At 39.6% G+C, this 15,102-nt stretch carries 13 protein-coding genes and 1 tRNA gene; 5 read left to right on the forward strand and 9 right to left on the reverse strand.

Annotated elements, in window-relative coordinates; all coding sequences use genetic code 11:
- The first annotated feature begins 107 nt into the window (after positions 1–107).
- Entirely contained in the window at positions 108–560 is a 453-nt protein-coding gene (locus BDD26_RS12695; RefSeq protein WP_115826727.1) for a hypothetical protein, read from the forward strand.
- Between the two features lie 666 nt (positions 561–1,226).
- Positions 1,227–1,661 (forward strand): lysozyme, encoded by a 435-nt coding sequence (locus BDD26_RS12700; RefSeq protein ID WP_115826728.1) that lies wholly within the window; start codon positions 1,227–1,229, stop codon positions 1,659–1,661.
- Between the two features lie 162 nt (positions 1,662–1,823).
- On the opposite strand, the gene BDD26_RS12705 is transcribed toward BDD26_RS12700, so the two are convergent.
- The 3 genes from BDD26_RS12705 to BDD26_RS12715 form a co-directional block, all read right to left on the reverse strand.
- A complete protein-coding gene (locus BDD26_RS12705) occupies positions 1,824–2,417 on the reverse strand; it encodes a lytic polysaccharide monooxygenase (RefSeq protein WP_038261067.1) in 594 nt (197 codons plus the stop codon).
- Between the two features lie 448 nt (positions 2,418–2,865).
- On the reverse strand, positions 2,866–3,615 hold the full coding sequence (locus BDD26_RS12710) for a glycosyltransferase family 25 protein (protein WP_115826729.1): 750 nt from the start codon (positions 3,613–3,615) through the stop codon (positions 2,866–2,868).
- A 49-nt stretch (positions 3,616–3,664) separates the two neighbouring features.
- The gene (locus BDD26_RS12715; RefSeq protein ID WP_115826730.1) at positions 3,665–4,747 is read right to left on the reverse strand and encodes a glycosyltransferase; all 1,083 of its coding nucleotides are present in this window, start codon (positions 4,745–4,747) and stop codon (positions 3,665–3,667) included.
- Positions 4,748–4,997: 250 nt separating this feature from the next.
- Here BDD26_RS12715 and BDD26_RS12720 point away from each other — a divergent pair, with 250 nt between their 5' ends.
- Both BDD26_RS12720 and BDD26_RS12725 read left to right on the forward strand, forming a co-directional pair.
- Positions 4,998–5,474: a helix-turn-helix domain-containing protein gene (locus tag BDD26_RS12720; RefSeq protein WP_115826731.1), complete on the forward strand. Its 477-nt coding sequence runs from the start codon at positions 4,998–5,000 to the stop codon at positions 5,472–5,474.
- Positions 5,464–6,000 (forward strand): IS630 family transposase, encoded by a 537-nt coding sequence (locus tag BDD26_RS12725; protein ID WP_099119571.1) that lies wholly within the window; start codon positions 5,464–5,466, stop codon positions 5,998–6,000. The genes BDD26_RS12720 and BDD26_RS12725 overlap by 11 nt, the downstream gene beginning before the upstream one ends.
- 442 nt (positions 6,001–6,442) lie before the next feature.
- On the opposite strand, the gene BDD26_RS12730 is transcribed toward BDD26_RS12725, so the two are convergent.
- Positions 6,443–7,608, reverse strand: a protein-coding gene (locus tag BDD26_RS12730; protein WP_170140405.1) for an IS3 family transposase whose coding sequence is annotated in 2 segments (ribosomal slippage) — positions 6,443–7,362 and positions 7,362–7,608 — 1,167 coding nt in all. Because the reading frame shifts where the segments join, the coding sequence is not laid out codon by codon here.
- Positions 7,609–7,921: 313 nt separating this feature from the next.
- Here BDD26_RS12730 and BDD26_RS20235 point away from each other — a divergent pair.
- Entirely contained in the window at positions 7,922–9,820 is a 1,899-nt protein-coding gene (locus tag BDD26_RS20235; protein ID WP_244922732.1) for a phage head-binding domain-containing protein, read from the forward strand.
- 29 nt (positions 9,821–9,849) lie between these two features.
- On the opposite strand, the gene BDD26_RS12740 is transcribed toward BDD26_RS20235, so the two are convergent.
- The 5 genes from BDD26_RS12740 to yejM form a co-directional block, all read right to left on the reverse strand.
- Positions 9,850–11,499: a DUF6056 family protein gene (locus BDD26_RS12740; protein WP_115826732.1), complete on the reverse strand. Its 1,650-nt coding sequence runs from the start codon at positions 11,497–11,499 to the stop codon at positions 9,850–9,852.
- Positions 11,496–12,419, reverse strand: a complete 924-nt coding sequence (locus BDD26_RS12745; protein WP_115826733.1) for a glycosyltransferase family 2 protein — start codon at positions 12,417–12,419, stop codon at positions 11,496–11,498. The genes BDD26_RS12740 and BDD26_RS12745 overlap by 4 nt, the downstream gene beginning before the upstream one ends.
- Positions 12,419–12,781 carry a GtrA family protein gene (locus BDD26_RS12750; protein ID WP_115826734.1) on the reverse strand — a complete coding sequence of 121 codons (363 nt, stop codon included), beginning with the start codon at positions 12,779–12,781 and terminating at the stop codon, positions 12,419–12,421. Before BDD26_RS12750 ends, BDD26_RS12745 begins: the two co-directional genes overlap by 1 nt.
- A gap of 414 nt (positions 12,782–13,195) precedes the next feature.
- Positions 13,196–13,272 (reverse strand) — tRNA-Pro (locus BDD26_RS12755).
- 75 nt (positions 13,273–13,347) lie between these two features.
- Positions 13,348–15,090: an LPS biosynthesis-modulating metalloenzyme YejM gene (yejM, locus tag BDD26_RS12760; protein WP_115826735.1), complete on the reverse strand. Its 1,743-nt coding sequence runs from the start codon at positions 15,088–15,090 to the stop codon at positions 13,348–13,350.
- Between the last annotated feature and the right edge of the window lie 12 nt (positions 15,091–15,102).

Genomic DNA, 15,102 nt, shown 5'->3' on the forward strand with positions numbered 1-15,102 from the left:
ATTTTCTTTTAGGTAACTTGTATTTAATTAATCATATAATATTTTTTTATCTTTTTTACTATTCAACAAAGGCTGTTTGGTACAAAAAAGATTATCAGGAGCTTAAAATGGGGAGACTGTTGGCTGTCATTGTTGTAGTGATGGGAGCAGTAGCGATGATATGTAATATTGCGGAAGCAAAATCACCTCATGATGGTGAGTACTTGTGTAGGGTAAATAAAGAATTAAATGATGCTACTGTCAAAAATGATGGGATGTACTTTTTTCCGACGAATCAGGGTGTTGTCAGAGTTTCCTATAAAAATGCAAGTTTTATTATTCATGAAATAAAACCAGAAATTTTTGTTAGCCCTAAATTAATGCCTGTAACCCAATTTGGAATATTAAATAAAGAGGAACTTTTAGATATAGGTGAGAATACCTTAATATATGGTGGAAAAGGTTATGGGTTGGGGTATTTTAGGCCAGATAAAAATGAGTTTTTTATTTCCAAAATAAACATTCCTGGTATAAAAGGTGCTTATATATTATCTTTAGAAGATTGTGTCAAACAGTCATAAACAATATCAAGAAGATTATTTATACCATAATTCTTCCCTCAAAAGAAGTTATCAAATATATCAACTTAATTATTTTTATTCTATATCAGTTGTACTGACTTGAGAAGGTTGAACAGCTATATTCCTTGAAAGAATATACTCATTTGTTATTGTATAATTCAGGTTATTTAGGGAATGCCAAATAACAAAAAGCTTTGCACAGTTGAATAATATCCGAACGAGGTTAATAAAAAAGCCAGTTATTGTGTTTAAACTGGCTTGTCTTCCCTGTGCTAACACAGCTTTTACATAAAGCGTTTTGTTGACAGACGAATAACGACGCAATGTACATTAGAGAGGAAAGATTTTACAGATTTCATGATGATTTCCCTTGAGAATTATAAATTGTGATTTACTTCACGAAAATCTAGATTCTGTGAGGCATTTTATGCTCAAAATGAAAAGAGTCAAGGCATTTATTAAATTATTTTTTAAAATTTAAAAATTTTCTTCAAATTAACATTAATTTATTGAAAATTAAGGTTTTTTTATTGATTAGGAAAGAGGTGTTTCATCTATCTCACTGTCTTTTATTGTTCGTATTGTGATATAACCGTAGGAATTTTTTTGCTGTCTATACTTTATCCATAGGGCGCGATGATAAGCCAGACTATTGGAGATAGCTTTATGGAGATAAGTGAAAATGGCATCAATAAGATAAAAAGTTATGAAGGCTTGAGATTAAAAGCATATCCTGATCCTGCTACTGGGGTTGAGCCTTGGACAATTGGTTATGGACACACAAAAGGAGTAGTGCCAGGGCAAGTGATCACAAAGCAACAAGCAGAGGTACTGTTGCGTGAAGATTTAAATCCTATTTATGCTGTATTAGGACAATGTGTTAAAGTGCCTTTAACACAAGGGCAATTTGATGCTTTATGTTCGCTTATTTTTAATGTAGGAATCGGAAACTTTATTCATTCGACATTATTGAAAAAATTGAATCAAGGTGATTATCAAGAAGCTGCACAGGAATTTCTGAAATGGGATAAAGTTAACGGGAATAAACTACCAGCTTTATTTGCTCGTAGAAAATCTGAGCAAGGAATGTTTTTATCGTAAGTTTATTTGCAAGAATACCAGACGAGATAAATAGTGATGTAAACTTTGCAACAATAACATTCTTATTCACTAATATAATTTATCAATAAATTAACCTGATACTTACTTCAGTCACTAGCATGTGCTGGCAAAATACCAGCACATAATTACTATTTGCCAATATTATTTTATCTCAGTATCAATAACTTGATAGAAAGCATTAGCTGTATCAGCGATTGTCCAGACGCCAAGAATAACATGGTATCCTGAGCGTTCAGGTACTTCACACGTTATATTAACTTCTTTTGATGGGTGTTTTCCATTATCCTCTTGTGAACAGAAAGGAGTGAGATCAAATTGTGCACGAGTAAGAGGTTTATTAGGATCCCAATTAGGTTTAGTAATAAAGAACTGCCACGAAGTTGTACTATGCTGCGCAGTTAAATGCCATTTAAATACATTTTGGCCTTTGTTGATAGGGATATGATGCCAACGATTTTCACTTTGTCCATTGAGCTGTTTAAACTGTCCAACTCCTGCACTGGCAATTTGACCATCAGGAGGCCCGGCTTCAGGAAAACCTTTAGGACCTTCAACAGATTGTGGTTCATACATGACAGGTCCACAATTTTTATTGATACCTTTTTTACATAAAAGAGCCCTACTTGGAGGACTCTCTATATATCCATGGCGATTTTGGGTTTCAGTATTAGCAGATAATGGGATTGCATATAAGGCCGTCAATCCCACTAAAAATAATGACTTTTTAATGTTCATGATTGAATTTCCTGTTTTTCCGTACTTGACTGTAAAATGAGTAAATTTACTAATATTTATTATATTAAGTAGATTTTATGAATTTAATTAATCTGACATAATAATTCATACAAATGTTTATAATAAAATTATTAAGTTATAAATACTTAATTTATGATAGAGGTATAATAGAAAGAGACTCCAGGTGACTTTATAAGAATCATATGGGAAATGTTTTGATTTATCTATAATATATTTTAATGCAGAGGGATAAAATTCCATCTCTGGAACTAATTGTATGGTTTGCTAGTAATCATACTAAATTTCATTTGATTACTCTTAGTGTTGATGGCAGAAATACTTATTGCCAAAATTCGTCATGGTCAATGGGAGATGTCTGGGTAAGCGATTAATACATATTAGAAAATATGAATATAATAGAAAGCCGGATTAGGCCTTCTATTTGTATTTAGATGATTTTTTCTATTTGGTAGAATAATTTTTTTAAAAGCAAATCCCTTAACCTGTTAATCTGATAATTAGGTTCTGTTTTCTTTAATAAGTGACGATAATTCTCTCTGAGTTTTTTTTGTTTAATTCTCTCTTCGTGTAAAGTTGAAGAAACACTATTGGAATCTCCATTTAACACTACGGAGGGTAATAAACAGTACACGTTAACAATTCTTTGCATTCTAAAAACTCCCCACATATCACACTCCCATTTTAGTGGAGACATTCTTCTGATTAATTGTTTAGCTGATTTATTGTTTATTATATAGCCATAAGCCCCAGATGCTTCATAAATAGAATAAATGTCGTATTTTCTTGATTTTAGTTTAATATTCTTTATATAACTTTCTGGTGGTGATAGCAGAAAAACATTTGGTTTTCTTACACTGTCAATCAGCTTTATTTCGTTTAATACATTTATCAGATCTTGAGATAATATCGCATCATCTTCCAGTATTAGTGCATGTGGAATATTCTCATCTACTATTTTCTTATAAATAAGTAAATGACTCAGTGAACACCCTATTTCTCCTTTGGTTAAATTGCACTCAGGATAATCATATACTATTTCAGAAAGATAAGTATCTGATAAGCCAGCACCGTATACTGCGTCTATAAACTCGATATTTAAATTTAGTCTGTCAGCCTGTTGTTGCATGACTAATCTACGCTCTGATTCGCTCTTCAGATTAATAACGAAAATCTTCATAGTTCACTATCACCATTAATAATATTATTGGTTACATGCATGGTACTTTTTATACCTTATTTAATGCAGAGATAACTCTGTCATAATATTTATCATCATAAAATTCAGTTATAGATTCTTTTATTGTTGAATAATCAGGAAGTTGCTTTCCATTTGCAATTGCTTGCAATTTATTAGATAAGGCATCTATATTATTTAAAGGATATAATTCTCCATTGATACCATCTTTAATTATATCAGATGGCCCTGTTTGACAATCTGAGCTAATCACATAAATTCCATAGGATATTGCTTCGCATAGAACCATTCCAAAACCTTCATAAGATGAAGTTAGCAACAAACAAGTTACGTTTTTAATATTTTCTATTATATACTTCCAGGGATTTTGTTGCCATCCATGCCATTTAATTTTATCCTCAATTTTATGATTATGTGCTAATCCCTTTAGCTTGTTAATTTCTTGGATATCGCCGGAACCAACAATATTTAATAACCAATTTCCTTTTATTCCAGAAAGTGAAAGGAATAATTCTTTTAAATTCTTCTGTCCATCGAAATTAATTCTTCCTAAATATAAAAAAGAATATTCATTTTCTGAGCGACTGATTATTTCATATTTTGGTGTGATAGGATTATAAATAGTATATACAGTATTGGGTTTGGCTCCCATATTGTAAAGTTGTTTAGAAATTCCTGAGCTTATGGACAAATGTTTATCTGCTAATAACGTATATTCTGTTTTATAGAATCCATGCAATGTAAAATGATGCCAAGAAAAAATTTTCGTATTTTTAAAACAAAATCTTCTTGCCCATAGGGATATGTAACATGTTAAAGAATCGTAAGAAATGATATTTTTCGGTTTATGCTCTGATATTAACTTTGAAAATTTATATGCAAAATGTATTCTTCTTAATTTTGTGTTTCTAATATTCGATTTAATTCGAATGAATTTTTTCTCACCAAGCCATTGATCATCAGGATTTTTAAATTCATCTTCAAAAAATACGAACAATATATCATAATCATCTTTAGATGATGACATTATCCTATGAAAGCTATTAAAAACAGTTTCCATACCACCGAATCCGCCTACATTATACCCAGCAATAAAAATTTTTTTCGGATTCATTTTCATCTCAACAAGTTAAACGTTTATTATTGTAGGGAGTATACCAACGTTAATCTCATTTCAACAGAGTAGTTTGGTGTGCTTATCGACTTCACTTTCATTAACGGAGTCGGAGGTTATTTTATCTCCGATATTCTGTTGTGGTATGAAAATTGGTTAGTAAAGGTGAATAAAAGATAAGTTGATCAGATAAACTATCTGCATTTTGTTATAATAGACAATACGATAACCTGACTGATAGCTTCCACTCATGAAATCAAATATAGTCCTTTCTGAGCCTGAACGGATCACGTTACAACAACTTGCCTTGAATCATCAGCATCGGGACATCCGTACGCGAGGGACGGGTTTGCTCATGCTGGACAGAGGAATAAAACCGCCCCAGATTGCTGCTGAAATAGGATGCAGTGTCCGGGTTATCTATAATTGGGTTCACGCATGGCATGATTTCGGTATCGCGGGATTATTAGGCGGCCATGTCGGAGGACGGTATCCGGCCATGACGCCTGAAATGATTGCCACGGCGGTCGAAGCCGCCAGCGCAGAGTCCCTGACGTTGGCCCGGATAGCCCGGTGCGTTGAGGCCAGGCATGGTCTCTTGCCCTGTACGTTTGAAACGCTGGCGAATACCCTGAAAAAGCAGGGACTCACCTATAAACGCACCCGCCTGTCGCTTAAAAAAACGCGACGAAACGGAATTTGCTCACAAATTCGCCTTGCTGAGTAAAATTAAGGCTGGAGCCCGGTCAGGCCACTACCGTCTGGTCTATTTTGATGAAGCCGGTTTTGCTGCGTCTCCGCCGGTGCAATACGGTTGGAGTCCACGAGGTAAACCCCATGAAACTGAACCGAAAGAGCATGTCAGCCGGTCAGTTCTGGGCGCCTTAAATTACACGGACAACAGTCTGTTTTACCAGACGGTGTCAGGCAGTACAACGCGGGCTAACGTGATTGATTTTTTAGAGCAGGTCGCCCAACAGGGGGACGATCGCCTGACATTTGTCGTGTTAGATAATGCGCCTATTCACCATGGGATAGAGGAAGAAATTCAAAAGCGCTGGTTATACGAACACAACCTGTTTTTATTTTACCTTCCCGCCTACAGCCCAGAGCTGAATCTGATTGAAATCGTCTGGAAGCAGGCCAAGTACCACTGGCGACGTTTCATCACTTGGACTCAGGAGACAATGGAGAATGAATTAAATACGTTATTGGGCGGTTATGGTAACCGATTTGCAATTAATTTCTCTTGAGTACTTAGTTTTTCTAATGAGTTTCAAATGGAAGTAATCAAGGAAACCAACAAGAAAAAAAGAAATTTCATACTTTTTGACCAGCAATAAAACTTTTCTCAAAATTAGCTCACTTCTGTTATTTCTCATTGGTCATTTTACACCACGCGAATTTCAGGCGTAAAAAAACCAACCGCAACAGGTTGGTTTTTCTAGGGAAATTTGGTCGGCATGATAGGATTTGAACCTACGACCCCCGACACCCCATGAATGCGATTGATTTACTCTCAAGGCCTTGTTTGATGCGGGTTTAAGGCGTTTTTACTGGTTTTGCAAACAGTGCATAATTTGCAAAATTCGTACTTTATACATCAATGAGTTAGGTTCTATTTTTCCACACTAAATTGCTATCTCTCCATGGGGGACTTCCACCCATTCAACATGATTTTGAGTATTGAAGTGGTCAACTAAAATTGGTCACGACCTTAGCGTTTTTCCAAAATAATCGCTCTGATTCATTGGGTGTTAATCCATTATTATACCAATGAGGACGAAGCTGGCTGTAATAGCCTGTTATATAATGGGTGATTGCGCGAAAAGCCTCTCCAAAATTGGGATACCCTTCTTCAGGCACCCATTCACTCTTTAAACTCCTGAAAAAGCGCTCCATAGGGCTATTATCCCAGCAGTTTCCCCGGCGGCTCAGACTTTGTTTAATACCATAACGCCCCAATGACTGCCGGAACGCTTTACTGGTATAGTGACTGCCCTGATCGCTGTGAAACATCACACCCCGTGGTCTCCCCCTTGATTCAAATGCCATTTCTAATGCTTTCTTTGTCAATTCAGCGTCCGGAGAGAACGACATGGCCCAGCCAATAGGCTTACGGGCAAACAGGTCGAGGACCACCGCCAAATAAGCCCAACGTTTGCCTGTCCAGATGTAGGTCACATCGCCACACCAAACCTGATTGGGCTCGATGACCGCGAACTGACGATCAAGAGAGTTCGGAATATCAACCGGTTCTTGCTCCCGATGCGAATAACGGTGTTTTTTCTGCTGGCGACTGACCAGTCCCATCTCAGCCATTAACTTTCCGGCCCGCCATCGGCCTAATGGGATGCCTTTTGCGGTTACTATGGCCGCGATGGTTCGTGCACCGGCTGAACCCTTGCTCTCGTTAAAAGCTTCCCGAACCAGACTTTTTAATTTGACGTGTTCAGCATCCGGTGTTTTCTTCCGATGACGCCAGGCCTGATAGCTACTGCGATATACGCCGAACAGTTGACAAAGGACAGCCACTGGATAAATCACTCTGAATTGCTCGATTAACGAGAACTGTTCAGGTAGTCGGACATCAAGAGTGCTGAAGCCTTTTTTAATACTTCATTTTCCATTTCAATCCGTTGCAGTTTCTTTTTTAATTCGCGAATTTCAATTTGCTCCGGCGTGATGGGCAGGGCTGTGGGGGCCTTGCCTTGCCGTTCCAGACTCAACTGACGAACCCAGCTCCCCAGGGCTGATTTACTGACATTCATCGCTCTGGCAGCTTCTGCAATACTGTAGTTTTGGTCAAGCACTAATTGAGCTGACTCTAATTTGAATTCGGGGCTGAAACTTCTTTTCATTATGTCACCTGTTGAATTGTCGAAGTGAGAGTATCACCTCTATTACAGTGACCAAAATTAGTGTGCCACTTCACCCGGCAGTGGAGGGTATTTTATGACTCATTGCCTGATGTCGATAAACGGGTGATTGCCCGCATAGGGATAATTGGCTGGATTAATCAGCAAGAGCAATCTGAAAGCACTGAATAGGCATCACGTCAAACAGTATGCCGCTTAACTGCGGTTTTTTTACATCCAAATTTCAACAAATTTCAACACATAACACCAATACAGCAATTTCCTGCTGGGATTTAGCACGTCTGGAGTAAAACACATGTCAGATATAACGCCGAATATCGTCGTCTCAATGCCGAACCAATTATTCACTATGGCCCGTTCCTTTAAGGCGTGTTCAAACGGCAGGATATACATTGGCAAAATCAATACCGATCCGACTCTACCGGAGAACCAGATTCAGGTTTATCTGGAGCGTGAAGATGGTTCATATATACCCGCCATGCAGCCTATTATTATCAATACTGCGGGCTATCCTGTTTATGCTGGGCAAATTAGTAAATTTGTGACTGTCGAAGGTCACTCCATGGCTGTTTATGATGCGTATGGTTCACAGCAGTTTTACTTTCCGAATATTTTGAAATATGACCCTGATCAGGGGATTATTCAGTTAAAGGAGCAACTTGCCAGCACAACAACTACGAACTCAGGCTCAAATTTAATAGGCGTCGCTACTGGTGAGACTCTAACATCATATCTTTCAACTGGGCGTGGAATCGATCCGCGTATGCCGCCATATAATTACCGTGATTCCGACGATTTAGAGACGAGAACGGCGTCAATTCAGGCCGCATTTGAAGCAGCTAACACATCCAAGAAATCTGTATCAATGGCCGGTTTTTATTATATTGATAGCCTGACCATTGTAGGACATTCAGATTATTCTGTAATTGGCTTTGGTGGAATTATTGCTCAAGGGAATGGTGGTGCAGGTAGGTTCTGTATTGAAATGAAAAACTGTACGAATATTAACTGGGTTGGCACTTTATCACTCAACGGTAAGGCCGGGTTTGATGGCGGGGTGAAGGTCTGGGCAGATAAAGATGGCGGCACGTCACGTATGCAGTTGAGCATTAGCGTGGTTGGATCTGCAATAGCATGGCAATTTGGTGATAAATCCCAGCCGGACCGCCTTGTCAGTGAAATACGTGTGTTTGGTTGCCAGACGTACAACGTGCGCGAAGTTGTGAGAATTATCGGTTCGCAGGCCGTAATTGAGTTTAACGGCTGCCAGATGGTAGCAACTGCTGGAGCGATAGGAACAAATATAGTCTGTATTGGTACGCTGTATGGTGGGGCGTTACGCATCAATGGCGGTGAAGTAATGATGCCCACTGAGCCTACAGGTCAACTGTTCAGATCTTTCCCGATAGACTCACCTGCATACGCGAAGGCATATGGTATTGTAACTATTACTGGTGCACCAATAGAATCGGCTGGTTTGTGGTTTAATGCTTACAACATTGACGGTATAACTTCTCCTGCTGCAGAAACTGGCGGATTTGTTCTGTCCGCCTGTTCTGGATATACTCCATTCTCACATGTCAACATTCAGACTAGTGGAAACTTTAGCGGAAAAATCGATATTGATCACACCTGTTACTTCCATCGACTTGATGTTAAAACATCACAAATTGTCGTTTGTACTTCAAATTCTCATCCAATAGTGAGACTCCATGATGATGCATTCGACTCCAATTTCCCTAAAGGCTTTAGTGCTGTAACTGGTGGCGTGCTAGCGTTTCCTTTCCGACAAATTACACAGGTGACAAACCTGGGTGGAGTTTCATATCCATCAAATTCAACCAATAATCTTATATTCCAATCAATGCACGCTGTTGGAGAAAACCCTTATTACGGTGTGAATTACAACACATCAACAGGGGAGTTCATCGTACCAGTAGGAGGCCTGAAATCGGTTAGGCTTCATGTAGAGATAAGCTTCAGCGCAGCCATGCCTGGTGGTACAATCAGTGTTATCGTAAGCACGGTCATGAAAAGCACTTGTGGGATTCCTTCGGCAAGGCTTTCTGCAGATTTTGATCTGGGAAATATTGTAGCTGGAGACGTTATATCACTGAGAATATTCAATCCGAATTCTACAGTAACAACCACATCAAGCAATCTTGACATGCTTGTATTTAGCGCATCCAACTAGCAAAAAGTCCGCCGAAAGGCGGACAATCGTCAGAAGTTAACGGTGTTCTGAGAAATGGTTTGCAGCGGGCTTATCTGGTATATGCCGGTGCTTATTGATTCTATATCACTCAATTCAACATTCTTATCACTTGCATCACTGTACGTGTACCACGATCCAGATATGTTAATGGCAGGATTTAAGGTATCCATATTCACGAATCCATCCTTTCCTTTCATCTTCGCATGAACAAACAGAGCCTTGCCTTGCGCGAACAATTTGTTCACATCATCATTAATCTGGTAAATGATAAATTTCTTGCCTGACAGCCTTTCATGGTAGAGATAAACCTTCTGAAGAATGAAATCACCATCGATTGAAAATCCTGCATTTTTAGACGGTATTTCATCCAGCGCTGAGTAATCAAAGAACGCAGGGAATTCGGTGAATGAGTTGACTTTATAGAAGTTTTTGACCATTGGCTGCTTATACGTTGGGTATGTATCAGTGGCCTTAAGTAAACGAGTAAAGTAATGGTCTGGAATTGAAATATCCTTAACGCCTGCCTCCAGCTGCTGGTTGATCATGTATTGACGGATCTGCTCCTGTTTCCATGTTCTGTCTACAGCATAAGTGAACATCAGGTAAGATGGCACAAAGTACACCAAGCCAAACGTGAAAATCGTTACCAGAACACAAGCCTTTTGCCAGCTCTTCGATTCGCTGACAATTGCATGGATAAGGAATGAAGCTGATATCAGCATGAAGCAAAGCGCACCGTTATATGCGCGTGTAGGCATGAATGGAGCGCCGATGAATGCCATGTTGGACATAATCGCGGCCACAAAGAATATCGCTGCGTAGGTAACGTTCTTGCGGTTTACAATACCAAACATAGACACGCATATAGCCAGTACGATAAGAAGCAAATAAGCTAGCCAATAGGTCTGCATTGCTTCTGGCATCCGGTTAAACATCTGCTCGTCAATCTTGCCGGCCAGTGAAAGACCATGCCACCATGTGAATACAGCAGAACGTGCCGCACCGCCTGGGCTGAATAACAGCACTGCGGCGCCAGTTAACAGGCCGACAAAATAAGGCGCAACGATACGCAGGTTCTTGTTGTAAATGATGTGAGCGATCGTCAAGAGTATGACGATGATGCAGGTGTTTTCGTTAGAGCATCCTGCGAGGAAACCAATAACAAAACATCCGGCCATTTTCAGAACAGAAGGCTGTTCTTTCTGCCGTAACAGCATGACCAGATAGACAGATACAAAGAAGTTTGGCCAGACGTAGTTTGCGGCTCCAACGAACCAGAAAGACGTTTGCCCCAGAGCAGGGTTAGCGATCCAGTAGAAAATAAATACGATGAAAACTGCGGCCCAGTGTGGCTTTAATTTACGGTCCTGAGCAACAGATGGAAGGCATGCGTAAAGATATAGCATCGTTGAGAAAGCAATCGCAGTTAGACCTTCGTACACTGCATGCGGCAACCAATTCATCATATAGCTGCTAATCATGTTTGTTACGATGCGCCCGCTCCACCACATATAATGCTGGTACTGCCCAAGTAGAGATGAACCAACAGCATGGTAATAATAAAAGTCATCCGACAGCATTGGCACATGAAGTGATGGTATCAGTATCATCACAAACACAATGCCGAACGCCATCAGTCCGGCGTACTTCTTGCTCATTTACTACTCCTTTTCTTTAAAAGATATCGAGGTCTATTTTTGACCTCGACATAAATCCTTCCAATATATTCACCCAAAACGCCAATGCCGATAAGCTGAATGCCGCCGAGGAAAAGAATTGATACCAGCAGTGAAGGGTATCCGCGAACTGGGTTACCAAATGCGATGGTGTCGATAATCATCTGGGAACCATAAATGAATGACACCCCAGCGACGAATGCCCCAATGTAACTCCACATACGAAGCGGGAATGTGGAGAAGCCAGTAATCCCTTCTAGGGCCAGATTCCATAGCTTCCAACCATTGAATTTTGTGCTGCCAGCTACACGTTTCTCGCGTGTATACTCAGCAACATCAGTGCGTCCTCCAACCCACGACAGTACACCTTTCATGAATAGGTTACGTTCCGGCATCTGTTTGATATTTTCCACAACCTCGCGCGACATCAGGCGGAAGTCGCCTACATTTTCCTCTATCTGCGGATTGCTTATTTTGTTGTGGAGCTTATAGAACCATTCTGCGGTCTTGCGTTTCATTCTGCCGTCAGTCGAGCGATCTGTGCGTTTTGCTAATACAATATCAGCCCCTTTTTGCCATTTCTCTATTAACAGGGGGATAACTTCTATCGGGTCTTGCAAATCAACGTCAATAGGAATGACAGCATCACCAGTAGCATGCTCAAGACCTGCAAATAGAGCGGGTTCTTTCCCAAAATTTCGAGTAAAACTGAGAGGAACAACTAGCTTATCTGATACAGCAAGAGCGTTAATTATGCTTTCTGTCGAATCTCTACTGCCATCATTAATGAATATAATTTCAACATCATATTTTTTTAGTTCTTCATTTTCTCTGACGGTCTTATAAAAAATTGGTATTGCTTCCTCTTCATTGAAGACAGGTACGACCAGTGAGATCTTCATTATTCATTACCTTTAAATACAAAAAATTTTGAGTACACAAACCCTAGCACCAAGCTAATCGTAGAAAACGCAATCAATGTTGCTATAGGTTGTATGTTCATCGCATCAGATAGATGTCCTGTAAGGTAGCTCAACAGCCCCATAAATGAAATAAATGCAATATATCGCCCTCCAGTAGCTTTTTTCTGGAAGGTAAATTTAGCGTTTGCATAAAAAGAGAATGTTACAGCTGCGCAGAAACCAACTAAGTTACTGATTGCTTGAGTTGCACTAAATAGATACATCAGAACGGCGAACAGTAACCAATGGATTAGCGTGTTGATAGCACCAATTGACACGTATTTTGTGAATAGCTTTATCATTTTCGGTAAGTTATATGAAATTTAACGCGTAAGCATATCAGTTTAGGAAGCATGTATCACCTGTTCCAGCTTACTTTCCCACCTCTTTACAATCCCCCACTTTTCTTTCAGGTAGTCGTAGCGGTCGATATCTCATCAATGTAGTCAGCGGACCATTGTATCATTGGTGGGGTGTATGGGAAAGGTATCAATGAATATTTTTTCTAATAAATCCCAATTAGGAACTATCGAAAAAAACAGCAAGAAAAAAGGCGTATCACGTCCCTTTAACCAACAACAAAATTCACCCTAACGTTAGCGCACTTTTGCCACTTTTCGTCGGCCATTTTACCCTCATTTTACCCCCATTTTACACCAAGCAAATTCGAGGTATAAAAAAACCAACCGCAACAGGTTGGTTTTTCTAGGGAAATTTGGTCGGCATGATAGGATTTGAACCTACGACCCCCGACACCCCATGACGGTGCGCTACCAAGCTGCGCTACATGCCGATGACTTTGCTTATAGTACCTTTTTTTATCCGCAAAGCAAGCCCCTTGTTTAGTGAGTGATTGATTTTTCAACAATTAGTTTGCTAAAAATCGGTTAATTTCGGTTAGTATTTGTAACAACTGGGTCAGATTGGGTTTGGTATCTTGGATCTCATTGCCATCTAGGTCATACAGATGGTATTCGCCATTCTTAGAAAGATAGATTGTGTTTTGAGCTGTTGTCACAATTAATGAACCATTTTCACCAGTAATCAGCCAAGGAGTATTTCTTTGAGCTCTGAAAAGATCTTCTCCTTGCGAATAATCATCGGGGATATTACTGACATGCAATAAACGTTGCATTAGTGTTGTCATAATATCCTGATGGCTAGTCAGTTTGTTAATGGTTTGTGCTGGTGTACCTGGCCAATGGATAATCAGTGGAACATGCATCTGTTGGCGATTAAATTTATCGCCTATAAACCATTTTGATGAATAGTTTGTAATGGTGCTGCCATGTTTAGCAGTAATCACAACGATAGTATTGTTTAAGGCACCTTTATGTATCAAGGCTTCCAAAACATTATTGATTTCAACATCCAGTGTTTTCCTGTCAACTTTATCTGATGAAGGTGGAATACCATTCAGGTTCAAGAATGAAAACCATGGTGTTGTGTTATTACGTAAATTTAGCCACCGTTGCCATTGTTCTAAGGTTAAGCTGTCATTTGGTTTATCAGCATTGGGGAGTGAATAGTCAGTTAAAATAGCTTGGCGGTAAAGTGGGGTATTGAATCCATCTGATGAGTATAAACCAAACTGATACCCTTGATGAGTCAAGGCATCGATAAGTGCCGAAGATTTTCTGCTGTAAAGAATACCATCCAGATAGCCAGATGATATGCCGTAGAATAACCCGAATAACGCAGTATCGTTCTGCATACCAGTGCTGAAATGCTGGGTGAACTGGATGTTATTCTTTGTGAAGCGTTCAAGGAATGGCATCTCATTAGCGGTAATGTCATCATTATCCAAACCATCCACAACTAATAACAATAAATTATAACCGCGTCCGCTATCACGATAAGATAACGTATTCAACGGATATTCAACTGTCAGAGCAGCAGGATTGCCTTGCTGGATTATGCGACGCTGGTACTCTTGTTTATCCAGCAGACCATGCTTTTCAAGAAACTTACGTGCTGTCATTGGGTATGAAAGTGGTAAGTTCGAACGCTGCATGGTAATAGGCCGATAGAAATTGGCATCTGCCCAGATATATATCATATGAGAAGCAACAAAAGCTGTGATAAATACAGCGGCTAATGGTTTGCCGAACCTTTGTCGATTCAGGCTGCGTAATTTTTGCCAGCTCCACGTACCGTATAGCATCTGTACCAGAAAAATAACTGGTATGCAGATGAACATCAGTTGCCATTCTCTTGCCCGTTCACCTTGTTCCGGGTTGGTTACCAGATCCCAAACCAATGGTGTCAGATGTAGGTGAAAACGCACATAGATGGAGGAGTCAAGTATCAATAGTGTTAACCCTGCCGTTGCTATGGTGGCAGAAAGAAATCGTAGCAATCTCTGTGACATAACAATAAATGTCAGCGGGAATAACACCAATAAATAAATGGTGAAAACAATGAAGCTGAAATGACCGAGCCAACTGACCAGCGCATAGATGCGACCAAAAAGTGAACCCGGCCAATCCGATGCGAATAAATAGCGACTGCCCAGCACAAGACTGAACACAATATTGAACAGAGCGAACCAGTGTCCCCAACTGATCATCTGAGAAACTTTTTCGCGGTAATGCTGGCGGCTAGTCACCATATTTTCTTATGT

This window comes from Xenorhabdus cabanillasii (assembly GCF_003386665.1).
GTDB lineage: Bacteria > Pseudomonadota > Gammaproteobacteria > Enterobacterales > Enterobacteriaceae > Xenorhabdus > Xenorhabdus cabanillasii.